The following is a 26,238-nucleotide window of genomic DNA, read 5'->3' as shown; positions in this document are numbered from 1 at the left end:
TTTAATACTATTTATCCTTTTTCATGGCTTTTTTTCTTTTACCAATAAAACCGCCTATGCGCCCCGTCTCCTGTGCCGTAAGTCCGCTCCATCCTTCCTTTTGTACCTTCTCCCACAATCCAAGTTCTTTTGCTACCTCTATTTTGATTGGATCTACCTTAACAGCCTTCTTCAAAACTGTTCCTCCTCTATCTTGTGTTATTCCAGTTCTTCTACTTCATCTTGAGCTTCATTTTGTTGTTTCAGTCTCTTATTTATATATTTGTCAAAAACCCAATTAGTATACGAATTCACTACCAAAGCAGGTAACGTAAATCCTATAATAAATACTGGAATAGTATAAAGTTCAACAGTTGCAATAAATATGCCTACAGCTATTGCAAATATTCCGAGGGTCCTAGGTAGTTCTGCCATGGTAAATATAAAGGCATTTTTAAGTATCTGTCTAACATTTAGCGTATAGGTAACCAACATGGGAAATATAAACATATTCATCATGGAATAGATTATACCTATGCACCAGATAAAATAATAGAGCACTAAAAATCCAAAACTCTTTGCCACCATTCCCCTATAAAATCTAATATTTACATAGAACAGCATAAGAGCTAAACCATTTATTAGCATTATTATAAGGCTTTCTTTCCAATTTTGCTTCCAGGCGTCCTTAAAATCACTCCATATCCAAGCATGCTCGTCCCTTGCCCAATTACGTATAACATATGTTATCCCAGCTGTAGCTGGACCCGTAAGTAATAAGCATGGAATAAGCAGTAAAAAGAACAGAAGACTCAGTGGTTCTTGGAGCTTTATGGATACCAAAGCTTGAGTATATACTAAAAAGAATGTAGGTATCCAAAAAAGTACATACATCAGGTTAAGCTGTACCAATTTCCAAAAACGCACCTGAAGTACGGTAAAGAACAGTTTAAAACGGCCTACGTTTTTTACATCCTCTTTATCTAAATCGGGCTTACGAGGATCACCATAGTACATCTTATCAAAAAATCCACCAAACATTAAAAAACCCTTCCTATTTTGATTATTCTATATAATTCATTGTAACAGCCTTTAACTTCAAGTTCAATACATTTTTAAATCAAAGCTCTGTACTTTATTCAATAGCCAGAGCAGGCTATTTTTATGCATAATTTTATTCCATCCATCAATATTTTTTCATCAAAATCGAACTTGTTGCTATGAAGGGGCATTGTATATCCCATTTTCTGATCATTGCTACCTAAAAAAATATATACTCCGGGCACATTTTGTTGATAATAGGAAAAATCATCCGCTATCATAATAGGCGTTATCTCCATTACTTTATGATCATCTATCATATGTTTTATCGTATTCGTCCAATAAGCATCATTTTGCACTGGGGGATAATATACTACCTCTTTATAGCTGCTGACTGTTTTAAATCCCCTATCTATTCCCTTCAAAAGACTTTGTATGTCATCTTTTATCTTTTTATAGTCCGCATCTGAAAACGTACGTATAACACCCTGTATTGTTGCATATTCTGCTAATATATTGCGATTATCTCCCGCCTCTAATTTGCCTACCGTTATAACTGCATTATGCATAGGATCTATCATCCTACTTGTGACAGATTGAAGGGATGATATAAAAAAGCTAGTGGCAAGTATGGCATCCACCCCTTTATGTGGCATGGCACCGTGGGCACTTTTACCCATTATCTCTATGTCAAATTCACAGGTTTGTGCCATAATAGTCCCCGGACTTATACCAAAAGACCCTTGTGGTATCTCGGGCATTATATGAAATCCAAAAATTGCATCTACCTCTGGATTTTCCAATACTCCCCCATCTATCATATTAAGTGCCCCACCTTCTGTCTCTTCTGCCGGTTGGAATATAAGCACAACATTGTGCTTTAAATGCCCTTTATTATCGCCAAGCCACCTGGCAAATCCTAAAAGCATGGCCATATGCCCGTCATGTCCACATGCATGCATATATCCTTCCCATTTAGAAGCAAATGATAATTTCGTCTCTTCAGCTATAGGGAGTCCGTCCATGTCAGCTCGAAAAGCGAATGTATAGCCTGGGTCTTTTGCCACCATAACTGCCTTTATACCGCAGGCTATAACTTCTATCCTGTCAAAATTGCATCTTATTAGGTGCTTTAGTATGTATTCTCTAGTATAATCTACATCATTATCTATCTCTGGATGCTCATGAAGCTGTCGCCTGTACTTTACCACTTCATCCTTTAAATATTCTATATTTGTAAATTCCATGCCACCCTCCATAAACGCTTCATTTTTTAGTATATTATAACATATACAAGATATATCTTCATATTTATCTTTAAATTATAAAAATCATGGGCAATACAATTAAGTATTGCCCATGATTTTTAACACACTATTTAATTAAACTGCATACATCATTTGCAAATTGTACAGGATCATCTATGGGAAGCCCTTCAATTAATAATGCCTGATTATATAAAAGGTTTGCATACATCTTTAGTTTATCCTTATCCTCTGAAAAAGCCTTCTTTATGGCATCAAACATTTCATGATTCGTATTTATTTCTAATATTTTATCTGCCTTGATATTTGGATTATCTGGCATCATATTAAGTACCTTCTCCATCTCGATGGATACCTCTCCCTCATTTGCAAGACAAACGGGATGGGTCTTTAAGCGTTTTGAAGCCCTAACTTCCTTAACCTTACCATTTAAGGCCTCCTTCATAAAATCAAATATATCCTTGTTTTCATCGGTATTTTTGCTATCAGTATCAAAATCTAAATCTCCACTGGAAACGGACTTAAATTCCTTATCCTTATAATTCATAAGCATCTTGATTGCAAATTCATCGATATCATCTGTAAAGTATAATATCTCGAAGCCCTTATCCTTTATCATTTCCGTCTGTGGTAATTTTTCAATCTTTTCTATACTTTCACCCGTAGCATAATATATATGTTTTTGATCCTCTTTCATACGGGAAACATATTCATCGAGGCTTACAAGCTTTTTCTCCGTAGAAGAATAGAACATCAACAAATCTTGCAATTCTTCCTTATGCGTTCCAAAATCAGAATAAATTCCATATTTAAGCTGTCTACCAAAATTCCCATAGAATTCCACATACTTTTCCCGTTCATCCTTAAGCATGGATAAAAGCTCTTTCTTGATCTTATCATTTATTTTCTTTGCAATAAATCTAAGCTGCCTATCATGCTGCAAAAGCTCCCTTGAAATATTGAGAGAGAGGTCAGCAGAATCCACTAAGCCTTGTACAAAACCAAAATAGTCAGGAAGTAGATCGGCACATTTCTCCATTATCAACACACCATTTGAGTAAAGTTCAAGTCCCTTTTGAAATTCCTTTGTATAAAAATCATAGGGTGCTCTAGAAGGAATAAAGAGTATGGCATTATAGCTTACCACCCCTTCTACCTTTGTATGTATTACTTTCAACGGTTTTTCATAGCCAAAGTGTTTGTCCATATAGAACTGATCATAATCCTCTGGCTTTAATTCATTTTTGTTCTTTCGCCAAATTGGCACCATGCTGTTTAAAATCTCATCTTCGAAATAGTCTTCATACTCATCCTCGCTGCCCTCTTTTAACCTACTTTTCTTTACAATCATTTTTATTGGATATTTTATAAAATCAGAATATTTCTTTACCAATGATCTTATCCTATATTCATCCAAAAAATCATCATAATTCTCATCTTCAGTATTTTCTTTAATCCTTAATATAACATCCGTTCCTACAGTCTCTTTTTCACAAACCTCAATATCATAGCCTTCTGGACCACTTGATTCCCATTTATATGCCTTATCAGAATCTATGGCACGGCTCTTTACAGTTACTAAATCCGCTACCATAAATGCAGAATAAAAACCAACTCCAAACTGTCCTATAATATCTACTCCGTCTTTCATTTCATTCTCGTTTTTAAATGCAAGGGACCCACTCTTTGCAATGGTACCAAGATTGTTTTCCAGTTCTTCTTTTGTCATACCTATGCCTGTATCGCTTATAGTAAGGATTCTTTTTTCCTTGTCTGGAGTGATCCTAATATAAAAATCATCCTTATTAAAAGTAATATTTTTATCTACAAGGGAGCGGTAATAGCTCTTGTCAATAGCATCACTTGCATTTGATATGAGCTCTCTCAAAAAAATTTCTTTATTTGTATAAATTGAATTGATCATCAAATCAAGCAATCTTTTAGACTCTGCTTTAAATTCTTTTGTAGCCATTTTTATCATTTCCTTTCATAATATTTTATTATTTATAACAACCTCTTCTATTTAGTAGAGGCCGTTTTACATCCATTATGTATATATTATTAGCACTCTCCTGTATTGAGTGCTAATAATATATTAGCAATTATTTCTGTTATAGTCAAGAACAAGATGCTTAAATCTGCAAAATATCAAAAAATATTTGACAACAACATATATGAATGTTATTATTAAAAAAATGTATGATGTTTTTAGACAGTTTAGAGGTGCGTTTTCTATAAGTAGGTCATATGAGGAGTATGGGCTCCTATGAACATGATCAAAAGGAGGAATCGCCGAAGGAAACTACCCTCCCATATGGTCGTTTCCTGGTTCATGGATGAATAATCTTTGGACTGTCATCAGTTTTTTAATTGATGGAGCGCTGACTGTCTTCGTTGGACGGGTTTTGCTACCCATATATCATTTGCGACGGAGGCGGCTGGTGTTCTATCAGCCGTTTTTATTTTTTAAAAACTAATCTCACAACCGTTTTTTATAGTGCATATCATAATTATTGAGGATGGTTTAAACTCATAGGTTGTGGATATTATAAATAAACAGGAGGAAATCAAATGAAAAAATACAATATTGCTATAGTTGGAGCTACTGGCATGGTAGGTCGGACCTTTTTAAAAGTATTAGAAGATAGAAAGCTACCTGTAAGCAAATATTATCTGTTTGCCTCCTCAAGATCAGCTGGCAAACAAGTAGATTTCATGGGAGAAAAACATACCATTCAAGAACTTACTGAAGAATGTTTTGATGACAAGGATATAGATATAGCACTATTCTCTGCAGGTGGTTCTGTTAGTAAAAAATTTGCTCCCATAGCTGCCAAAAAGGGCATAGTAGTAATCGACAATAGCAGTGCATGGCGTATGGATGACAACGTGCCCCTCGTAGTTCCTGAGGTAAATCCAAAGGATATATTAAAACATAATGGCATAATAGCCAATCCAAACTGCTCTACTATTCAAGCCATGGTGCCATTAAAACCACTTTATGATGCATATGGCATAAAAAGAATAGTATATTCCACATATCAGGCAGTATCCGGTGCAGGCCGCGGGGGCTATCTGGATCTTGAAAATGGCATAAAAGGCGAAGCTCCACAAAAATTTCCCTACCCCATTTTTTCAAATTGCCTGCCCCATATAGACAGTTTTCTAGATAATGGGTATACTAAGGAAGAAATGAAGATGATTGATGAAACCCACAAAATATTAGGAGATCCTAATATAAAAATAACAGCTACTACTGTAAGGGTCCCGGTATTCAATTGCCATAGTGAAGCTATAAATATAGAATTTAAAAAGGATTTTAAACTTGATGAACTAAAAAAATTATTGTCTGATTTCCCTGGCCTGATGGTAGTAGATGATCCAGAAAACAACCAGTATCCAATGGCTGTGACAGCAGACGGCAAAGATGAAGTCTTCGTGGGTCGAATAAGACGAGATTTCAGTGTGGACAGCGGCGTAAATCTATGGGTGGTGGCAGATAATATCAGAAAAGGAGCAGCCACAAATACCATCCAGATTGCTGAAAAGGTCATTGAATATTGGGAAAATGGAATGTTAGAAAGGTGATAATATTATGAGTATTTTTACCGGTAGTTGTGTTGCCCTATCTACCCCGTTCAATGAAAGTGGTGTAAACTTTGATACTCTAAAAAACCTTTTAGAATTTCAAATATCCCAGTCTACCGATGCCATACTGGTATGCGGTACGACAGGAGAACCTTCCACTATGTCACTAGAAGAACGGAATGCAGTAATAGAATTTACCGTTGAGCAGGTAAATGGAAGAGTACCCGTCATAGCCGGTACAGGTGGGAACTGTACAGATTCAGTCATAAAAGCTTCAAGAGATGCGGAAGGATTGGGTGCAGATGCCCTTTTGATAGTTACACCCTACTATAATAAGACATCGCAAAAGGGTCTTGTAGCTCATTACAATGCTGTTGCTGAAAAAGTAGATCTACCTATAATAATATATAATGTGCCTGGGCGTACAGGACTTAATATAAAACCGGAAACATTATTAGAACTATCAAAGATCAAAAACATCACTGGCATCAAGGAAGCTAGCGGCAATATAACCCAGGCTGTTGAAATGGCTAGGTTATGTCCAAATATGGACATGTATTCCGGAAATGATGATATGGTAGTTCCTATACTTTCCCTAGGTGGTAAGGGTGTAATATCTGTAGTGGCAAATATAGCACCTAAGGATACCCATGACATGGTCATGAAATTTTTGCACGGCGATGTAGGCGGGAGCAGAGAGTTACAATTCAAGTTAAAGCCTCTTATAGATGCACTGTTTTCAGAAGTAAATCCCATCCCCGTAAAAACTGCACTTAACTTAATGGGATTCAATATGGGGAACTTACGTCTGCCTCTGGTTGAACTCTCTGAAAAGAACCTTCAACTGCTTAAAACTCGCATGATGGATTATGGACTTGAAATATAGATTAGTATATAGTTAACAATGAGGAGAGAATAACAAATGACAAATATCATAATACATGGCTGTAATGGTACAATGGGTAAGGTAGTAACCCGGGTAGCAATGTCCGATCCAGATATAAATATAGTAGCTGGCATCGATAAGATAAGTGACAAAGTAGAAAAAGATTTTCCCGTATATCAATCCCTGGAAGAATGCAAAGTATCTGCGGATGTTATAATTGATTTTTCAGTGCATACAGCCGTACCAGCACTAATAGAATCGGCAGAAAAGCGAGGAATACCTGTAGTAATAGCAACTACTGGTCTTTCAGAAGATAATATGAATCTTATAATAGAAAAATCAAAAAACATCCCCATATTCCAATCAGCCAATATGTCACTGGGTATAAATGTAACAGGTGAAATGGCTAAACTAGCTGCATGCGTACTTGGAGATAAATTCGATATAGAGATAGTTGAAAAACATCATAACCAAAAGGTGGATGCGCCCAGCGGCACCGCATATATGCTGGCTGATACCATAAACAGTATGCTTAATCCTAAAAAAGAGTACACATATGGAAGGCACTCTAAAAATGATAAGCGCTCTAAAAACGAGATCGGGATACATGCCATACGCGGTGGTACTATAGTAGGTGAACATAGTATAATTTTTGCCGGTCAAGATGAAGTCATAGAGATAAAACATACCGCTTTTTCAAAACAGATATTTGCAATAGGTGCAATTCAAGCTGCAAAATTTTTGATAGGTAAAACACCTAATCTTTATAATATGGATGATCTAATAGAAACAGGGAGCCTAAACTAGGCTCCCTTATTGTTTTATTGAGTTTATAATTTCATTTAATAATGTTACTATAAGGGCAATCAAAAATGCTGCCCAGAATCCATATATAGTAAGACCATTCACTATTTTACCAGTTAACATTATCATCCAGCTATCCACTACCAATGTGAATATGCCCAGTGTAAATACATTTATCGGTATGGTTATAAGCAGCAACAAAGGTCTTATGAGGATATTGATCACCCACAACACCAAAGCTGCAATAACCAAACCCTCTCCTCCACTTATACTCACACCTGAAGGTATAATCAAGGAAGCTAGATAAAAAGCTAATATATTGCATGCCAATTTTAAAATCTGTTTTTTCAATTTTAAATCCTCCAATTCAGATAAATCAACATAGCTTTATGGATACTCTAGTATCATCACTTTGTACATTTACAAGATCTACACGCCCACATCGTCTTAGTACACGCAGTATATAGTAAAGGGCATTTAATGCCTTATATAAACTCATTTCATTTAATGCTGTAATATTTACCTTCTTTAAAACGGCTTTTTTAAGCCCAGGAATAAATCTCTCCAGAACACAAACTAAATCTGCAACAGAATCAATTGTAGTTTCCATAGCCCATAGGGATAATGGTATTACTATTCTCTTGCCTTCGTCCGTCCTAACCTTTACCAATAGAGTATGATTAAAACAAAATCTAGATAATATGTCATTCCACATATATACGTACCTTGTCTTCACCGTCATTTACATCCACCAATGGTCCATCTAGTACTCCATTATCTATCATGTTTAAAAGCTCATCAATATCTATCTCTTCCAGATCTATTCCCTTATCCCCTAATTCATTTTGGACATCTTCGGGAATGAATTTAAATGCTACATTTTTAAATTTAGCCCCCACCTTTAAAAGAGCCAGCGGTATATTAACATTTACTTTGGTTTCCTCACCATCTTGTACATCAATCCGCAAAAATCTCTTTCTACCATCTTTGCCATACTTTTCAGATTGATTTTCATCCCCCAATGCCTTTAAAAGTTCCATCCCCTCCTCGGCCGTTATCTTACCTTCTTCTACCATAGTCAAGATCTTTAATTTCTCATCCATCTTTATCCCCCTTTTATTATTTAAAGTTGAACTTTAATATATATTATCAGTATAGTTTTATATCTTATAATTGTCAATCTTAATATTAATCTTTTTAATTTTAGTATAAATTTTAAAACGTATATTCCCAATTCCTTATAATTATTATATCAAAAAGCATAGATAAAAGTCCCTGAATTTCTAGAAATTCAGGGACTTTTATCTATGCTCTGCCAATATCTGTACGATAAAACATATCTTTAAAATTCACTTTTGTTATATTATCATATACCTTCTCTGCAGCTGATATTACATCTTGTCCTATGCATGTTATTCCTAGCACTCTCCCGCCATTGGTATAATACTTATCCTCTTTCTTTTTGGTACCGGCATGAAATATAAACAAATCCCCATGTTTTTTTATTTCATCTAGCCCCTCTATCTCATAGCCTTTTTGATATGTCTTTGGATAACCTCCAGAAGCTATAACCACGCAAGCAGCCGATCTGTTATCCCAACTTATATCCATCTCATCCAGTCGCTCATCTATTATGGCGTCAAATATATCTATGATCTCCGTTTTTAAAAGGGGCAATACTGCCTGAGTTTCCGGATCGCCAAACCTTGCATTATATTCTAATAACTTTGGTCCATTGTCCGTTAGCATAAGCCCAAAGTATAAGATACCTTTAAATCTCCTGCCCTCCTTGAGCATTCCCTCTATTGTAGGCTTTATTATATTTTCATATGTATATTTAGCCACCTCTTCTGTATAGTATGGACTTGGAGCAAATGCCCCCATCCCCCCGGTATTAGGCCCCATATCATTGTCAAAAGCCTTTTTATGATCTTGGGAACTTAGCATTGGCACCACCGTCATGCCATCAGTAAAAGTCAATATGGAAACCTCACGTCCGCTCAGAAATTCTTCTATGATTACTCTGCTACCTGAATTACCAAATACCTTCTTTAGCATACAATCATCTAATGCTTCCACAGCCTCTTGTTTGCTACCTGCAATTACAACACCCTTACCTAATGCAAGGCCGTCAGCCTTTATGACTACAGGATATGATATTTTGTCTAGATATTTTATTGCCTCATTATAATCATTAAAAACCTCATATTTTGCAGTGGGTATATTATATTTTTTCATAAAATCTTTGGCATATGCCTTGCTCCATTCCAGTATAGCCGCATCCCTGGTAGGTCCAAATGCCCTTAATCCCGCATTATTTAGTGCATCTACCATGCCTAATGCTAAAGGATCATCGGGAGTTACTATGGTTAGGTCCACAGCATTTTCCCTTGCAAACTCCACCATATGCTCTACATCGGTGGCCTGTATGGGTATACAATCAGCCATATCTCCTATACCACCATTGCCAGGAGCACAATAGATTTTAGATACCTTACTACTCTGCTTTAATTTCCATATGAGGGCATGCTCACGCCCTCCTCCTCCAACTACTAGTACCTTCATCCGTCTCACGCCCTTATAAGATTAATGTTTAAAATGACGCATGCCAGTAAATATCATTGCTATGCCATATTTATTGCATGCCTCTATCGATTGATCATCCCTTATGGAACCACCAGGTTGTATAATAGCAGTAATTCCTGCCTTTGCAGCAGCTTCTACACAGTCTGGAAATGGGAAAAATGCATCTGATGCCATAACCGCTCCCTTTACTTTGTCTCCACTCCTGTCTATAGCCTGCTCAGCTGCCCATATCCTATTGGTCTGTCCAGGACCTACCCCTAAAGTGGCATTATCCTTCGCTATTACTATAGCATTGGATTTTGTATGTTTAACTACCTTCCAAGCAAATATGAGATCTTCCATCTCCCTATCCGTTGGCTTTTTATCAGTTACCACCTCTAAATCCTCCATAGCTGGTAGAAGCTCAGTATCAAAGTCCTGTACTAGCAAACCTCCATATACCTTTTTCATATCCCATGTGCCCTTAGGAGTTTTTGTATTAATATCCCCTAACTCTAACACTCTGATGTTTTTCTTCTTGAACAGTATATCCAAAGCCTCCTCTGTATAGGAAGGTGCCACTACTATCTCTACAAATATCTTGTTTATCTCTGCAGCAGTCTCTGCATCAATCTCCCTGTTAGCAACTATTATGCCTCCAAATATGGATATGGGATCACCATCATATGCCTTTTTATAGGCATCATATATGGTAGAAGCGGTACCAACTCCACAGGGGTTTGCATGCTTTACAGCAACTACAGTTGGTTCATCAAATTCCTTTAGGGCCTCTATGGCACCATTTGTATCGTTTATATTATTGTATGAAAGCGCCTTCCCATGGAGCTGTTTTGCATTTATAAGGCTAGCGGGGATATTACCTACTTCCTTATAGAACACACCTTTCTGATGGGGATTTTCTCCATAGCGCATGGTCTGCACTTTTTCATAGGTAAGTGTAAGAAGCTCAGGGAATTCCTCATCATTTACCTGTTTGCTTAGATAATTAGCAATAAGAGCATCATAATGAGCAGTATGTTCAAATACTTTAGCAGCTAGATAGAATTTAGTCTCTCTTTTAACTTCTCCATTTTCCTCTAGCTCATCTAATACCTTTTCATAATCATTAGGATCTATTAGCACCGTGACATCCTGATAGTTTTTAGCTGCCGCCCTCAACATAGATGGTCCGCCTATATCTATGTTTTCAATAGCTTCTTCTAATTTTACTCCATCCTTTAATATGGTTTCTTTAAATGGATACAGATTTATGATTACAAAATCAACAGGGGTAATATCAAGCTCCCCTAGTTGTTTCATATGTTCACTGTTTTGGCGCATTGCCAAGATACCAGCATGTATATTGGGATGAAGTGTCTTTACCCTGCCATCTAAACATTCTGGGAATCCAGTAATATCGCTTACATTTGTAACAGATACTCCCGCCTCTTGAAGCACTTTAGCAGTACCTCCTGTAGATACTATCTCCACATCAAAACTGCTCAATCTCCTGGCAAATTCTACTATGCCCGTTTTATCCGACACGCTTATTATTGCTCGTCTTTTCATTGTAATAAAAACCTCCTCTATCTAATAATAACCCTTCGCCCATGTATCTTTAGTCTGTCCTCTACCAAGAGTTTTACCGCATCGGGCAATATCCTATGTTCTACTTCCAGCACCCGGCTGGATAAACTCTCTGGATCATCATCTTCCTTTATCATAACTGGTTGCTGGAGAATGATAGGACCGGTGTCCGTACCCTCATCTACAAAATGGACTGTAGCACCGGTTACCTTTACACCATAGTCCAATACTGCCTGATGTACCTTTTCACCATAAAACCCTTTGCCACAAAATGACGGTATAAGGGAAGGATGTATGTTTATTATCTTATTTGGATATGCCCTTATAACATCAGATGATAATATATTTAAATAGCCAGCTAATACCACATAATCTATATTATACTGTTGTAGCTGATCTAAAATAGCCAAATTAAATTCCTCATTGTTTTTATAATGCTTTTTGCATAGGTATACTGCTGGTATACCATTGTCCTTAGCACGTACAAGGCCATAAGCGTCCTTTTTATTTGAAATTACCACGCCTATCTCGGCAGGTATATATCCATTTTTTATATTGTCTATTATGGACTGGAGATCGGTACCTCCCCCGGATATGAGTATACCTAATCTTTTCATTTTACAAACCTCACTCCATCATGACCTTCTATTACTCTGCCTATAATGCTTGCAGGATACCCTAAATCTTTCAAGATGTCTATTATGCCTGATGCATTCTCATTTGAACAGGCCATTACCATGCCAATGCCCATATTAAATGTATTTAACATGGCCCCATCATCCATATTACCCCAGGTTTTGAGAAGGTTGAATATGGGTTTTACCTCCCAGCTTCCAAGCTGTATCTCTGCCTGCAATCCCTTTGGCAACATCCTTGGAATATTCTCTATAAATCCGCCTCCGGTAATATGAGATATACCTTTTATATCAAATTTATTAATAATGCCAAGTACGGCCTTTACATATATACGGGTAGGTCTTAACAGAGCTTCTCCTACCGTACACCCAAGCTCATCATAATATTCATCAATTCTATTTTTCTCATCCATTACAATCTTTCTCACCAAGGAATAACCATTGCTATGAACCCCTGATGATTGAAGCCCAATTAGGACATCACCATTTTGTATTCGTGAACCATCTATTATCTTTTTCCTATCTACTATACCTACTGCAAACCCAGCCAAATCATATTCGTCTTCCTCATAAAATCCAGGCATCTCCGCAGTTTCCCCACCTATAAGTGCACATTCAGACTGCACACATCCATCCGCTACACCACTTACTATTTGGGCTATCTTTTCAGGGTATAATTTACCCGTTGCTATATAGTCTAAAAAGAAAAGGGGTTTTGCGCCCTGGCATACTATATCGTTTACGCACATAGCCACACAATCCTGACCAATTGTGTCATGCTTATCCTGTATAAATGCCAATTTCAGCTTTGTACCTACCCCATCCGTACCTGATACTAAAACCGGTTCCTTCATATCCTGTAGATCCAATGCATATAAGCCGGCAAAACTTCCTATACCACCTATAACATTTTTATTAAATGTAGTGGATATTTTATCCTTCATCAGAGATACCGCTTTATATCCAGCTTCAACATCCACTCCCGCATCTTTATATGTCAATCCCATCAAAAAGCCCTCCTCAATCCTTATTTATCAATGCCCCTTCCACATCCATGGGATAATTGCTATCAAAACATCCTAGACAAAAGTGACACCCGCTACCCTCTACTGTCTTTAAAAGACCTTCCATACTCAAATAGCTAAGGGAATCGGCACCTATTTCAGAACAAATCTTATCAACCGGCAGATTTGCCCCTATAAGCTCATCACGATCTGGTGTGTCTATGCCGAAATAGCATGGATACTTAACCGGTGGAGAGCTTATCCGCATGTGTATCTCCTTTGCTCCAGCCAACCTTAGCATTTCTATTATAGCCTTACTGGTAGTACCCCTTACTATTGAATCATCTACCATTACTATCCTCTTACCCTTTACCGTTCTCCTCAAGGCATTCAATTTTATACGTACACCCTGTTCCCGCATATGTTGACTAGGCTGTATAAAAGTCCTGCCCACATACCTGTTTTTTATAAGACCCTCACCAAATGGTATACCAGATGCTTCTGCATAGCCTAATGCTGCAGTTGTACCAGAATCAGGTACCCCTATTACCAAATCGGCATCTACAGGCTGTTCAAGTGCCAATATCCTACCTGCGTCCTTGCGGGCCATATATACACTTACCCCGTCTATAGTACTGTCTGTACGTGCAAAATATATAAATTCAAATATGCATAGTGAAGACTTCAGAGGCGTAGGCGTCTGTATTGATTTAAGCCCTTCCTTATCTACTATGATTATCTCGCCGGGCTTTACATCCCTTATATACTCGGCTCCAACTGCGTCAAATGCACACGTCTCCGACGCTATAATATATGAATTATCAAGTTTTCCAAGGGCTAAAGGCCTTATACCATCGGGATCCCTAATGCCTATTAGCTTGTCTTCGGTCATTATAACCAATGCATATGAACCCTTTACCTCACTTATCATCCTTTTAATGGCTTCTTCTAAGCCTTCATCACTATATCTAGCCAGCATATTGGCCATTACCTCACTATCAATGGAGGTTTGAAATATAGCCCCCTTGTCCTCCAAATCCTGTCTTAAGGCATGGGAATTTACAAGACTTCCATTATGGGATAATGCCATACTGCCTTTTTTATACTTGGTAACTAAAGGTTGAGCATTATGAAGATAACTCCCACCTTCGGTGGAATACCGCACATGACCTATTGCAATCTTGCCATCTTTCAAAGAATCGATAATCTTCTCATCAAAAACTTCCGGTACTAGACCCATATCCTTGTGATATAATATGTCGTCTCCTGTAGATATGGCAATTCCTGCACTTTCCTGTCCCCTATGTTGAAGGGCATATAGTCCAAAGTATGTGATCTCCCCTACATTCAAACCATCCTTATCAAATATGCCAAATACCCCACATTCATCTTTTAATTTATCCATATCATGATTTAAATAGTTTATCATTTTGCACCACCCATAAATGTGCCCCAATGCATATCTTTTTTATTCATAGCTTTGAAACCTCCACCTGTAATTCGTCATCCTGACTAAATACCCCCTCTGCCATCTCCCGCTTATATGAATTTAATCTGTCAGATAGATGGGGATATTTTATGGACAATATCTGTATAGCCAATAATGCAGCATTTTTTGAACCATTTATAGCTACCGTAGCCACCGGTACGCCTGAAGGCATCTGCACCATTGATAACAAAGAATCCAAACCATCTAGCATAGATGACTTTATGGGAAGTCCTATCACCGGCAATGTAGTATATGCTGCTAGTACTCCCGGCAGATGAGCTGCCTTGCCCGCAGCCGCTATTATTACCTCAAAACCTTCTTCTTTAGCATCTACAGCAAACTTAGCAGATATATCCGGGGTACGATGGGCCGACATTACCCTAGCTTCCACCTCTACATCAAATTCCTTCAAAGTCTTTATGGTTTCTTCTACTATGGGAAAATCTGATTTACTTCCCATTATAACTGCTACTTTGGGCATAAATAAAACCTCCTCAAGCTAAAAATACATTAGTTTTAAAAAGCCAAGATCGGTCAGCCTCAAGGACCGACCGTATTCTTGGCTAGATTAACTTACATAAATAATGTGAGCAACAAATATCTTAGTATAAAGAGCCCTACAAAGATGTACATTACAGGATGTACTTCTTTTGCCTTACCCTTTACAAGTTTTACTATTGCATAGAATATAAAACCTGCAGCAATACCATTTGCTATGCTGTAGGAATAGGGCATTAATACCATTGTAACAAAGGCAGGAAGTGCCTCTTCAAAATCATCAAAGTTTATATTTTTAAGTGAACTCATCATGAGCACGCCTACTATGATAAGGGCGGGAGCCGTAGCTGCACCTGGGATAATTCCAGCAACTGGTGCAAGGAATATGGCTAACAAAAATAATATGGAAACAACTACTGAAGTAAGACCAGTTCTGCCACCTTCGCTTACGCCTGCACTACTCTCTACAAAAGTAGTAACTGTAGATGTTCCTAGAACAGCACCTGCACATGTAGCTATGGCATCTGCAAGCATGGCCTTATTACCTCTTGGCAGATTACCATCTTTATCAAGGAATCCCGCCTTATTGGCAGTACCGATTAGTGTCCCCATAGTATCAAACATATCTACTATAAAGAATGATAATACCACCGTAACTACCGATATAATGGAATTTAACACTCCACCCTTACCAGACACCAAACCAGCAAAATCCATCTTCATGAAGGTTTCTTTTAGTGTAATGCTCTTCATTGAAAAATCAACATCCAAGTTGGTAACACCCATGGGAATACCAATAATGGTAGTAGCCAATATACCTATAAATAGTGCGCCCTTTACCTGTTTTACCATTAATATACCAGTGATTACAAGGCCTATTACAGCCAATAATACTGCTGGATCTGCAAAATTACCAAACTCCAATACCTGAGAACCTGCGTTGTTTACTGCTCCAATCATAGCACCTTTGTCCAGCTTATCAGTAGCATTTATGATATCAATGATAGGACCCTGATTGACATGTATTATGCCTGCATTGTTAAACCCAACAAAAGCAATAAAAAATCCAATACCTGCACTGATAGCATTTTTAAGAGAAAGGGGTATAGCCTCCACTACAGTCTGCCTTATACCTGATATGGTAATCAATAAAAATACAATACCAGATATAAACACTGCAGCCAACGCCTGCTGCCATGTATAACCCAATCCAAAGACTACGCTGAATGTAAAGAATGCATTTAACCCCATTCCAGGAGCTTGTGCAAATGGATAGTTTGACATAAGACCAATAAGTAGAGTACCAATAGTCGCTGATATACAGGTAGCTATCATTACGCTGTTAAAATCCATACCTGTCTGTGAGAGTATATCTGGATTTACAAATATGATATATGCCATAGTAAAAAATGTAGTAATACCTGCGATAATTTCAGTTTTTACATCTGTATTATTTTCTTTTAGTTTAAAAAACTTTTCTATCTTTTCCATAGAAATCCCAAAACCTCCCCAATGTTATAATTTTTATAATATGTATGTAGGCTAATAATTATTAGCTAGTAATTCTCCTCCCTTCTAAAATAAATAAAGCACATGATTCTCCGACCAGAGTGAATCATGTGCTTGACATTTTATAGTTTCAAGCCTTAGAGCCTTAACACTATATAAAGTAGTATAAAGGCTACAGCAGATCATTCACCCATAGTCAGGCAGTTTACGGCTGCCCGGTAGAAACTCCCGGACCATATTTCCAGGATTATATGAGTCTATTCGTTTGACACCTTTATACTAACAAAACATAACCAAAAAGTCAATGAATTTTTGAACATTTTTTGATTTTATGAATAAAACGTTCGGGTTTTTGATTTGTATCTATTATATATCCTCATCTTCTTCCCAATCTGATTCTATTGAGTCACTTTTAGCGCGATTGCAATGCCTATGAAGCAATTGTGCATTGGAAATTTCAGTCATACCTCCTTGAGAATATGGAACAATATGGTCTACTTCTGCATCATCTATATTTAAAATTTCATTACCACAATATGAGCAAATATATCCCGATTTCCATAACTCCTTCTTTATACTTGCTGAAAACACTCTATCTCCCTCATCATTTCCCATACTACCAGTAATTTTTTTCAGCAAATTATAAACAATCATTATTCTTCCAGTCACCCTTCTTTTGCTACCTGTAGCAGCATATGTACATTCTTGATACTCCTCATTACTAATTTTAAGCTCATCAATTGATACCCTAATTTCATTCGCATGTATCATTAATTCATGCTTACTAAAAAAAGAAAAGGGAATAACAATAGAATCATAAACCGAACCACTGAATTTATTGCTCATAATCCCTTTTTCACGATCATAGGCATCAAAAGCATTATCCCCAAGTACCTGTTTTACAATGTCAATTGTTCCATTGAATAATGTTTTTTGCTTATTTATTTCTTCTGGTGAATCATTTTGATGTATCTCCATGTATTTATTCATCGTTTGCAGCATAGAACTACCATATTCGGTGAAATTACGCAATGCAAAGAATCTCAAAATGCGTTCTTGGTAAGTCTTCCGTTTATTACTATCATGAAATAATAATGGCAACTGGTTATTATAATCTGCAATTTCTTCAAGCATAGAATTAAATCGTCCCCTATATATACAATTACGTAATTCTTGAGGTTTGAGAGAAACTGAGCCCTGATTTAATCTAGCAAAAATCTCATATTTTAGATGATTAGATTCTTTTAAAATACAAATAGCCTTAAGTGTAGAAGATTTCAATTTCCTTTGTATTTCTTTTTCTAAATTTTTAAAATACTTGCCATTTAAATCTATCAATTCTTTAAGTCCGCTCAATTTAAATTTATTATCCAAAAAGTTTACAAAAGATGTAATCCTCTGTTGACCATCAATTACTGAATATATTCCTTCATCTTCTTCACTTAGATATATAGTTGGAATTGGGATACCGATTAATATAGATTCTATTAATTTTGATGCCTGTTTATCATTATAAACATAATCCCTTTGATAATCTGGATTAGTTATCAAATCACCATCAGCAACCATCTCCCGCAATTGAGACAATGTAAAGTCTTTTTGCTCTGTAAATACTTTCTCTTTAATATCCACTACCCCTTACCTCCCATATAACAAACTGGATTTATATCCCTTATTGTAAACACTAGTCCTTCTTCTATATATTGAATAGTTGTTATCAGAATAAAAGATTCTCTATCTTGCATTTTTCTTTAGAAGTATACCTTCTATCTATAAAGAAAATATTTTTTAATATGATACAATATTATATCATGAATTTATTATGAAAAGCAAAGAAAAAGAGCCTTTTTGCTTATGATCCTTGACCTTTAGTTCTTCTGCTACTCCCTGGTTTTCATATATCTTGATATTATTAGTTTATTTATTTTTATAGAGGTATTTTTATGATACAATGTATATTATTAGAATGCTTAAAGATTTCTTGTAGTGAGGGAGATATAAATATAATAGGCATAATAAAAAGCCAAAATTCTATAATGATGAATTAAGTACGGGTAATTCCAGTTTTGACTAAATAATAGTATTAAGAAATAAAGGGAGTGATTTTTTTGAATAATCAATCCATATTTGAAATACTTTCAGAAAATATTAGTAATACAAATACCTATAATGATAATTTCAATCTTGATGATATACTAAAAACAAGAAATGAAGATAATATTAGATGGGCTCCTGGTGCACTAGATGGTGTATATTATTACCACACAAATATTAAAGTAATTAATAATGACAGACTGACTCCATATATAATAGAAATACAAAATACCTTCGCTAAAAATGAGAACCTAGAAAATAATTTGCTAGTTGAGCTAGCTAATTTTATTCAGGAAAATACTTTATTTTCAATTATTGACCCTTTACACGATATTTTGATGAATAATGACAAAGGTTTTACAATAGGTGCCTTTCTATCCTTTGCTTTTGAACAATTAATTAAATCTTCATCAGTTGAAATCATTAAATTTGCTCTTGGCATTTTTGAATTGCTAGATATCAGAGCAGTTGAAAGATTTATTCCTAATATTCGAGATATTATAAAAGTATTTGCTTATTATGATGAATTCTCATTAAACTGTATATGGTGGATGAAAAGCTGGCCAGATGCTAATGATGAAATCTTTAAGGTAGCTCAAAAGACAGATGGATGGGGTCGAATTCATGCTTTAAGAGAGATTGATAAATTATCAGATGAGCAACAGGTTTGGATTCTGAATAATGCCATCTCTAATTCTGTATTTCCAGCATATACAGCTTTAGATATTTATCATAAATGCAATGTTCTAACTCGTTTAAAAGGTGATATAGATTCAGATACACTAGATTCTATTGTTTTTCTCATTGTTTCTTTATTAGATGAAGGTCCTGTACAAGGTATTTCCGCATTAAAAGAAGATGAATTTAATACATTATTCAAACTCCTGTTTAAACAGATTGATATCCACAAAGATATGTTCACGGATTATCCTGACATTGTCGATTTATTCTTATATTTTAACGATTAAGATACTAAAAATATAGAATATGTGCAAAAAACAAATACATTGTTACAATCAAATAATTGCAAAGAATTAACACTTAAAGGTATACAAATAGGTCAGCGATCATGGATATATGTTGCCAATCATTTAAATATATCATGCAAAAGTATTATTTTTGATCTAATAGAAAAAGATTTTGACAAAAATATATCCCTAGTTGACCAACTATTTAAAGAAAATGTACCACCTGATTATATAACAAAATTAATCATGAAACATGTTAATCTCAACACTCTATACGGAGAATCTACTAATAAATTAGCCTTAGGAAGTGAAAATGGTTTTTCCTCTAAGCTACCATATATTATGCAATTCTATCGTTCATATCCCTATGAAGGTATACAACTTGTTAATGCATGCTTTCACTCTCCATTTAAGAATGTTAGAAAAGCAGGTAGAGCTGTATTAAATGCTTGGAAAGAAATTACGTCTCTAGATTGGAATATAATGCCCGAAATAAAAAATCAGCTGAACTCTCTATTAACACTACCGCTTGATGAGGAAGAATTAAGTGATTTAAATGAACTTATTTAAAATTAATGTATGGGACATATTAAAACCCTGACTCACTTCGAGCAGGGCCTTTTTCTGTATTTATTCATTTATTAAATTTATTATTCTAGTAATAACTTCACCTTTAGAAACAAAGATTTTTTAGAAAACCTAAAGTCCTTGATCTTATTATATATATGTCCCTTTAAAAACAAAGGCTCTAACACCATCATAATATTTTCTTCAGATGTGTAATGGGCAACTAGGTTCCTTCTTTCCTCTTGATCCATTACTCTTTGGGATATAGTACCATTATTGTCGTTCTATTTTATAAGAAGAGCTATTGTAAGGAATGAGGATTGAATTCACCGCTTCAAACAACTACTTTATTAATAATACTTACATAAAAAAATTCTCTTTTCTGCTTTGAACCTTAGTTTGGCTCTTGCCATAAAAGAGAATTAACAAAAGTCTTGAAATCTTTATCAGCGTAAGTTTCAGCGATATAATTTAATGAAATTCTTCCATATTCACATCATTATACCCATTCCTTTTTAATATTGCAACTACATTATTTTTTATCTCTTCATTTATCTTTTCATAATCTATATTCATAAGTTTATTTGCCATTAACGGTTTGTCTTTACACATTTCTTTTATAGATGGTTTATATTCACTTCCATCTCTAGGTTGAATTACTTCTATTAATTCATATGCATCTCCACTTTTCTCATATATACTAACTGTAGGCATAAGATATCCTGAATCATCTATAACCTTACCATCATTGTATAATAAAACTTCACTCTTTCTTACAACAGCATATATTTTTAAAATATTATCTTTTTCATAAACTCCCTTTACATCTAATGCTATAGCTGTGAATGAATCTTCTTCTTTTTTATATTCTGTAGGATAGTGAGCCTTATACACTAGATCTTCGTATTTATCTGTAAATACTTGACTGTCATCTTCTATTTTTACTGTGCCTTCTGTATTTAATTTATCCTCGACTATTTGACTTATATCTTTCTTACCCTCTTCTATCTCACTTTTAACTTCTTCATAAAATCCTACCAATTTAGTAAATTTGTTTTTACTACTTCCTAACTCACTAGTCTTCCTACCTAAGACAGATGTAGTTATTGAATCTACATAGGCCCTAGTAATAGTTCCAATTTCTATTTCTGCACCATCTTCTTCAACTATATAGATAACATGATCTAAATTATCTATTAAAGAAAACAATATAGCACTGTCAAATTTAAAATCATCTATATTAGCTTCATTTGCATTTCCATTAAAGTATAATTTTAATCCATAGGGTTTTTCTTTAGATAAAATCTCCATAGATTTGTAACTACATTCTTTTGAAAATTCTAATTTTGAAACTATACCACCTACTTTAGAATTATCACCTACATATTTAGTTTTATAACTATATAATTCATCTGCCCAGGTGTTCTCTTCTTTAGTTTCACAACCAATTAAAAAACTAGTACATAATATTGCTAATATCAATGATATAATTAAAGGTTTTCCGGATTTTTTTCTAATATTATCTAATATCTTATCTAATCTTCTTTTAATCATTTCTTTTCCTCCACTATAGCTTGTAGTCAGAATAGGAGCTTTCTTTCTGTTGGATATAGTTTCTATCAGGGTCTTACTATATTCAATCTTATCTTCTCTTACCATATTCACAGTAACTTCTTCATCACAAGACAATTCTATATCCTCATTGGGTATTTTTCCCATAAGATGTATTACTGGATTAAACCAATGTATAGATGTTGCAAGAAAAACAATTAATTTATAAACCAAGTCTTTTCTCTTTAAGTGCACCAACTCATGTGCAAATATATAGTCAATATTTTTTATATTTATATTCTCTGGAACTAATAATATTGGTTTAGCTATACCTATAATCATAGGTGAATCTATTATATGACTCTCCCTTACAATAACTTTACTCTCCGGCACCATATAGGCTTTTATATCATTAAACTTTTCTTCAATATCTTTACTTACAAAGGATAAGCTTTTCTTTACTCTATATTTAAATAATAGATAGAAAAATGAATTATATACAAAATATAGAATAGCACCTGCTAACCAGATATTAAATAAGTTATCTCTTAATGTACTTATAAAATTTAGTTTCTTTGTGCCATTAAAATTTGTCCCGCTATCTTCATATTGAATATTTTCTTTAGAAGGTAAATTTACTTCTACTTGTGTCTCTTGTAGATTATAATTTGACTTTTCGTATTCTTCTATAGGACTACTAAATTTATATATAGAGTTTTCCATACTTATATCAAAAGGCAGTACCAGCCGTATAGCAATAATAATCCAAATAACATAATAAACTTTGCTAGAAAATTTAACACCTCTAAACTTTCTATGAATTAATAGAGGAAGTATTACTAAACTCATTATAAAACTAATTAAAAATAATTGATTCACCCTATTCACCTCTTTATTCTATCTTTTCATCTAAGTATTTTTTTAGTTCTAATAGATCATTATTATCAATGAAATTTGATTCATATAACTCTACTACAAATTTTTTTACAGAATTATCATAAAGCTTTTTTATAATCCCTTTGCTTTTTTTATTTATATAGTCTTGAGAAACTAGTGGTATATATACATTCTTTCTTCCATCCTTTTCTGTTCTTAGATATCCTTTATCTATTATCCTAGATAAAAAATTTCTCACCGTACTCTCTGCCCAATTGTATTCTTTTAATAATTCTATTATCTCTTCTAAATATAAAGGTTTGTTCGCATCCCATATTTTCATCATAATAGATAATTCACTTTCTGATAATTTTTGCATTTTATCACTCCTCAAACACATTACTATAACTGTAGTAATAATTATAATACTACAGTTGTAGTAATGTCAAGTTTGTTTTAAAAAACCTAAAACCTATATTTCGTTCTAACAAGCTTTTTTAAATCATTAACATTGTGATACCTTTTTTAAATTCAAACTTAATCCACGACTAATAAAAGCTTTAATTTTGAGGTCATTTATATTAGATACATTCTTTTTCAAGACTCTAATACCTTTATAATATTTTCTTCAGATGTGTAATAGGCAACTAGGTCCCTTCTTTCCTCTTGATTCATTACTCTTTGGGATATAGTACCATCATTGTTGTTCTATTTTATAAGAAGAGATATTGTAAGGAATGAGGATTGAATTCACCGCTTCAAACAACTACTTTATTAATAATACTTACATAAAAAAATTTTCTTTTCTGCTTTGAACCTTAGTTTGACTCTTGCCATAAAAGAGAATTTAAAAAAGTCTTGAAATCTCTGTTTCCAAAGGTTCCAAGACTTTTGATTACTACTCCCGCCGTAGGTTGCGGGCTTCTAGCTCCCTTTGGTCGCTATAAGCCTCGCCAACCCTGACAGGGGTAACTCCATCAATTTATCTTCGCCCTTTGGGCTTGATAAATTGGGAGTTACTCCCACTCTTTATTTTCTACCATTCGATAAATGCTAAATGGCTTAATATAAAGGTTTATAAACAGCACAGTTTCGTTCTGTTCGTTCCATTTGAGATAGTTCAAGAATTTTTTTACCCATTCCAGTCCCAGTTCCGGTTAAGAAGGTCTATATATAGCCTCTCCACTTACCATGGAAAAGTTAAGAAAAATCTAAAAAACAACAATATTATAATAACCGTAAAAACTAATTTTTGTAGCTTACCTATTTCAGGTTTCTCTATAGTTGTTTCAAACTTGTTTTCACCTTCTCCCGTTTCAAATAATATCTTATCTTTGTAAATTTTTTTGATTACATCATATGTTTTCTCTAAAGATTTTATTTCTAAAACATAAGCAATGAAAATAAAAATTAATGCCGTAATAAACATCAGTATTATAATGCCTTTTTTTGCCCCATTAGACCATAAGAGATATGGAATAATATCTGAACCCTTATAATCAATGACAATTTTAAAGACTTCCATCCCTAAATATCCTAACCATGCAAAAAAAGTTAAATTAAGTGTTCTTAGAGCGCTATTTTCATTCTTTGATAATACTAAAAAGTCATCCTTTAGCTGATTCAGTTGTTCGAAATAATCATCAGTTTTATTAGAAATAATTCTTTTAAAAGCTAGCTTACTATCTTCTAGCAGTTCATCCACATCACTTAAACTTTGTTTATTTATTATAACTTGTCTGACAATATTTAGCTTTACATCGTATGACTCTTTATACTCTTCTCTATTAAAAATCCAATTGTATATTGGAAATAAAAGTAACGGATCAGATTGAAGATCTAATCTAATCCTTAAACTCTTATCACCCTCTTTAAACTCTGCCAGAAATTCTTCAGCTTCAAAACTACTTTTATTAGAAATAGCAAGTAATATAAAAACATCAATTAAGAGTAGAGATTTATGTTTTTTACTATTAAAAACCTCATTTAAAACATTAACTGAAATTGGAAAACTTCTAATATCTCCATCTATCCTATTTTCCCCGATAATTTTTTCATAAATAATTTTATCTCTTGAATCAGCTTTTACTTCCATAAACTCTTTAGTTTCAGGTATATAAAGTTTGCTTATACTCTCATAGTTTTTTTGAGTGTATTTCCTTATTATTGTAACAAGATTTTTTGAGTCCTCAATAAAATCATCCTCTAGAATGTAATAGTTTTTTTGATTTTCTAGAATCTTTGCTTTAACATTATTACGTAAATCTATTCCTTCATTATTTAGTACATCAATAAATATCTCACCTTGCTCAGATAAACTATCAATGTTTAGAGAAGTATTTTTCCATTTTATAACATTATTCATCTTCCAATTTTTCCTTTACATTATTTAAGTAATCTTCGTCAATCATTATCGTTATAGTTTTATTGTTTTCATTGAATATTATCTCGTTATCTCTAAGACTCTCTAAATAATTTTTTGTTTCAACAGTTACTTCTGGTGATGTTTGTATTTTTCTTTGATATTTTTGATTTATTGCCTTTTCAGAAATATAGAAATCAGAATCTATTTTTTTAGAATCCTCAGAATATAGTTCATCTTCTTTTTTTAGTTCGATTAATCCACTACTATTTAATTCATTGAATAAATCAGATTTATCAAATTTCTTATTATCAAATAAATAGTATTCGGTAAATCTTTTAACTTCATCATAATTGTCTCTGTCAACTAAAGTTTGCTGAAATAATTTGTCTTCTCCGAGTAAATTTACCACATCCTTAGTATTATCCTCAGGTGTTCGCTTCCTAGTTAATCCTAAGAATTTCTGATACCAATATTTGGCAGCAGTCCTATTTTTATCAATTATCTTTATATCGTCATAATTGCCATTAAATGTGCAAACCTTGAAATAATCTTTCTCCTTACCTAATTCACTTTTAATTTCATAGGAGTCTTTGTCTATAACTTCTAATTTTTCTAGTTTCATTATTGTAATCGAACTATTCGTGGATTTTATAAAGAGCAAGCCTTCACGTATTGTGCTATTACGTGTGTTATCTGTTTTAGACTCGGCTTTCAGGAGATCTTCAGCTATGCGATTATAATCAAACTCAGATTTATTTTCTGATTCGTTGAAATAGTATATTGGACTTAAATCATAACCTGCTAATTCCAAGTTCAAAAAACAATTTGTTATAAGATGCGATTCTTTTGTTAGCTCTTCAAATATCTTTAGTATATTATTCTTCTGAGTTTCATCAATAACATTAGCTATTACCTCTGTGCTAATATCAAACACTTTTACATTCATTAACATAACCTCCTCTCTAAA

General features: G+C 34.2%; 24 protein-coding genes and 2 riboswitches. Of the genes, 5 read left to right on the top strand and 19 right to left on the bottom strand.

The window, feature by feature from the left end:
* Positions 1-7 precede the first annotated feature (7 nt).
* From EJN67_RS01055 to htpG, 4 genes are all read right to left on the bottom strand, one after another.
* Positions 8-202: a small, acid-soluble spore protein, alpha/beta type gene (locus EJN67_RS01055; RefSeq protein WP_394347498.1), complete on the bottom strand. Its 195-nt coding sequence runs from the start codon at positions 200-202 to the stop codon at positions 8-10.
* Complete coding sequence (locus EJN67_RS01050; RefSeq protein ID WP_129721435.1) at positions 199-1,020, bottom strand: YesL family protein; 822 nt, start codon at positions 1,018-1,020, stop codon at positions 199-201. The genes EJN67_RS01055 and EJN67_RS01050 overlap by 4 nt, the downstream gene beginning before the upstream one ends.
* Positions 1,021-1,118: 98 nt before the next feature.
* Positions 1,119-2,267: a M20 metallopeptidase family protein gene (locus EJN67_RS01045; RefSeq protein WP_165000669.1), complete on the bottom strand. Its 1,149-nt coding sequence runs from the start codon at positions 2,265-2,267 to the stop codon at positions 1,119-1,121.
* A 127-nt stretch (positions 2,268-2,394) separates the two neighbouring features.
* Positions 2,395-4,257, bottom strand: coding sequence for a molecular chaperone HtpG (htpG, locus tag EJN67_RS01040; RefSeq protein WP_129721433.1), 1,863 nt, complete (start codon positions 4,255-4,257; stop codon positions 2,395-2,397).
* Positions 4,258-4,495: 238 nt separating this feature from the next.
* A riboswitch (Lysine riboswitch) is annotated at positions 4,496-4,677 on the top strand.
* A gap of 179 nt (positions 4,678-4,856) precedes the next feature.
* On the opposite strand from htpG, the gene EJN67_RS01035 reads away from it, so the two are divergent.
* From EJN67_RS01035 to dapB, 3 genes are read left to right on the top strand one after another with little or no spacing between them, the layout of a single operon-like run.
* On the top strand, positions 4,857-5,873 hold the full coding sequence (locus tag EJN67_RS01035; protein ID WP_129721432.1) for an aspartate-semialdehyde dehydrogenase: 1,017 nt from the start codon (positions 4,857-4,859) through the stop codon (positions 5,871-5,873).
* A gap of 7 nt (positions 5,874-5,880) precedes the next feature.
* Positions 5,881-6,759 (top strand): 4-hydroxy-tetrahydrodipicolinate synthase, encoded by an 879-nt coding sequence (gene dapA / locus EJN67_RS01030; RefSeq protein WP_129721431.1) that lies wholly within the window; start codon positions 5,881-5,883, stop codon positions 6,757-6,759.
* Between the two features lie 36 nt (positions 6,760-6,795).
* Positions 6,796-7,566 (top strand): 4-hydroxy-tetrahydrodipicolinate reductase, encoded by a 771-nt coding sequence (dapB, locus tag EJN67_RS01025; protein WP_129721430.1) that lies wholly within the window; start codon positions 6,796-6,798, stop codon positions 7,564-7,566.
* A 6-nt stretch (positions 7,567-7,572) separates the two neighbouring features.
* Here dapB and EJN67_RS01020 read toward each other — a convergent pair whose 3' ends face one another.
* The 11 genes from EJN67_RS01020 to EJN67_RS00970 form a co-directional block, all read right to left on the bottom strand.
* Complete coding sequence (locus tag EJN67_RS01020) at positions 7,573-7,914, bottom strand: phage holin family protein (protein ID WP_165000668.1); 342 nt, start codon at positions 7,912-7,914, stop codon at positions 7,573-7,575.
* A 25-nt stretch (positions 7,915-7,939) separates the two neighbouring features.
* On the bottom strand, positions 7,940-8,299 hold the full coding sequence (locus tag EJN67_RS01015) for a hypothetical protein (protein ID WP_129721428.1): 360 nt from the start codon (positions 8,297-8,299) through the stop codon (positions 7,940-7,942).
* Positions 8,268-8,666: an SHOCT-like domain-containing protein gene (locus EJN67_RS01010; RefSeq protein WP_129721427.1), complete on the bottom strand. Its 399-nt coding sequence runs from the start codon at positions 8,664-8,666 to the stop codon at positions 8,268-8,270. The genes EJN67_RS01015 and EJN67_RS01010 overlap by 32 nt, the downstream gene beginning before the upstream one ends.
* 202 nt (positions 8,667-8,868) lie before the next feature.
* Positions 8,869-10,128: a phosphoribosylamine--glycine ligase gene (purD, locus tag EJN67_RS01005; protein ID WP_129721426.1), complete on the bottom strand. Its 1,260-nt coding sequence runs from the start codon at positions 10,126-10,128 to the stop codon at positions 8,869-8,871.
* Positions 10,129-10,149: 21 nt separating this feature from the next.
* Complete coding sequence (gene purH / locus EJN67_RS01000) at positions 10,150-11,697, bottom strand: bifunctional phosphoribosylaminoimidazolecarboxamide formyltransferase/IMP cyclohydrolase (RefSeq protein ID WP_129721425.1); 1,548 nt, start codon at positions 11,695-11,697, stop codon at positions 10,150-10,152.
* A 17-nt stretch (positions 11,698-11,714) separates the two neighbouring features.
* On the bottom strand, positions 11,715-12,332 hold the full coding sequence (gene purN, locus EJN67_RS00995) for a phosphoribosylglycinamide formyltransferase (RefSeq protein WP_129721424.1): 618 nt from the start codon (positions 12,330-12,332) through the stop codon (positions 11,715-11,717).
* On the bottom strand, positions 12,329-13,357 hold the full coding sequence (gene purM, locus EJN67_RS00990) for a phosphoribosylformylglycinamidine cyclo-ligase (RefSeq protein ID WP_129721423.1): 1,029 nt from the start codon (positions 13,355-13,357) through the stop codon (positions 12,329-12,331). Before purM ends, purN begins: the two co-directional genes overlap by 4 nt.
* Before the next feature lie 13 nt (positions 13,358-13,370).
* Positions 13,371-14,783 carry an amidophosphoribosyltransferase gene (purF, locus tag EJN67_RS00985; protein WP_129721422.1) on the bottom strand — a complete coding sequence of 471 codons (1,413 nt, stop codon included), beginning with the start codon at positions 14,781-14,783 and terminating at the stop codon, positions 13,371-13,373.
* Between the two features lie 43 nt (positions 14,784-14,826).
* Positions 14,827-15,324 (bottom strand): 5-(carboxyamino)imidazole ribonucleotide mutase, encoded by a 498-nt coding sequence (gene purE, locus EJN67_RS00980; RefSeq protein ID WP_129721421.1) that lies wholly within the window; start codon positions 15,322-15,324, stop codon positions 14,827-14,829.
* A 92-nt stretch (positions 15,325-15,416) separates the two neighbouring features.
* Positions 15,417-16,832: an NCS2 family permease gene (locus EJN67_RS00975; protein WP_129721420.1), complete on the bottom strand. Its 1,416-nt coding sequence runs from the start codon at positions 16,830-16,832 to the stop codon at positions 15,417-15,419.
* A gap of 191 nt (positions 16,833-17,023) precedes the next feature.
* Positions 17,024-17,125: riboswitch (purine riboswitch) on the bottom strand.
* A gap of 91 nt (positions 17,126-17,216) precedes the next feature.
* The gene (locus tag EJN67_RS00970; protein WP_129721419.1) at positions 17,217-18,482 is read right to left on the bottom strand and encodes an HNH endonuclease family protein; all 1,266 of its coding nucleotides are present in this window, start codon (positions 18,480-18,482) and stop codon (positions 17,217-17,219) included.
* A gap of 476 nt (positions 18,483-18,958) precedes the next feature.
* Between EJN67_RS00970 and EJN67_RS00965 the strand changes: the two genes are divergently transcribed.
* Both EJN67_RS00965 and EJN67_RS00960 read left to right on the top strand, forming a co-directional pair.
* Positions 18,959-19,912, top strand: coding sequence for a hypothetical protein (locus tag EJN67_RS00965; protein ID WP_129721418.1), 954 nt, complete (start codon positions 18,959-18,961; stop codon positions 19,910-19,912).
* A 21-nt stretch (positions 19,913-19,933) separates the two neighbouring features.
* Positions 19,934-20,482 carry a hypothetical protein gene (locus EJN67_RS00960; protein ID WP_129721417.1) on the top strand — a complete coding sequence of 183 codons (549 nt, stop codon included), beginning with the start codon at positions 19,934-19,936 and terminating at the stop codon, positions 20,480-20,482.
* Between the two features lie 468 nt (positions 20,483-20,950).
* Here the strand turns inward: EJN67_RS00960 and EJN67_RS00955 are convergent, their stop codons facing one another.
* From EJN67_RS00955 to EJN67_RS00940, 4 genes are all read right to left on the bottom strand, one after another.
* Positions 20,951-22,909 carry a M56 family metallopeptidase gene (locus EJN67_RS00955; protein ID WP_129721416.1) on the bottom strand — a complete coding sequence of 653 codons (1,959 nt, stop codon included), beginning with the start codon at positions 22,907-22,909 and terminating at the stop codon, positions 20,951-20,953.
* A gap of 13 nt (positions 22,910-22,922) precedes the next feature.
* Positions 22,923-23,285, bottom strand: a complete 363-nt coding sequence (locus EJN67_RS00950) for a BlaI/MecI/CopY family transcriptional regulator (RefSeq protein ID WP_165000667.1) — start codon at positions 23,283-23,285, stop codon at positions 22,923-22,925.
* Positions 23,286-24,092: 807 nt separating this feature from the next.
* The gene (locus EJN67_RS00945; RefSeq protein WP_129721414.1) at positions 24,093-25,271 is read right to left on the bottom strand and encodes a hypothetical protein; all 1,179 of its coding nucleotides are present in this window, start codon (positions 25,269-25,271) and stop codon (positions 24,093-24,095) included.
* Positions 25,264-26,217, bottom strand: a complete 954-nt coding sequence (locus EJN67_RS00940; RefSeq protein WP_129721413.1) for a hypothetical protein — start codon at positions 26,215-26,217, stop codon at positions 25,264-25,266. Before EJN67_RS00940 ends, EJN67_RS00945 begins: the two co-directional genes overlap by 8 nt.
* Positions 26,218-26,238: the final 21 nt, after the last annotated feature.

Origin of the sequence: Xylanivirga thermophila (assembly GCF_004138105.1) — a bacterium.
In the GTDB taxonomy this organism is placed as follows: Bacteria; Bacillota; Clostridia; order Caldicoprobacterales; family Xylanivirgaceae; genus Xylanivirga; species Xylanivirga thermophila.
The sequence above is the reverse complement of the archived record's forward strand: the minus strand, read 5'-3'. Positions and strand labels throughout refer to the sequence as shown.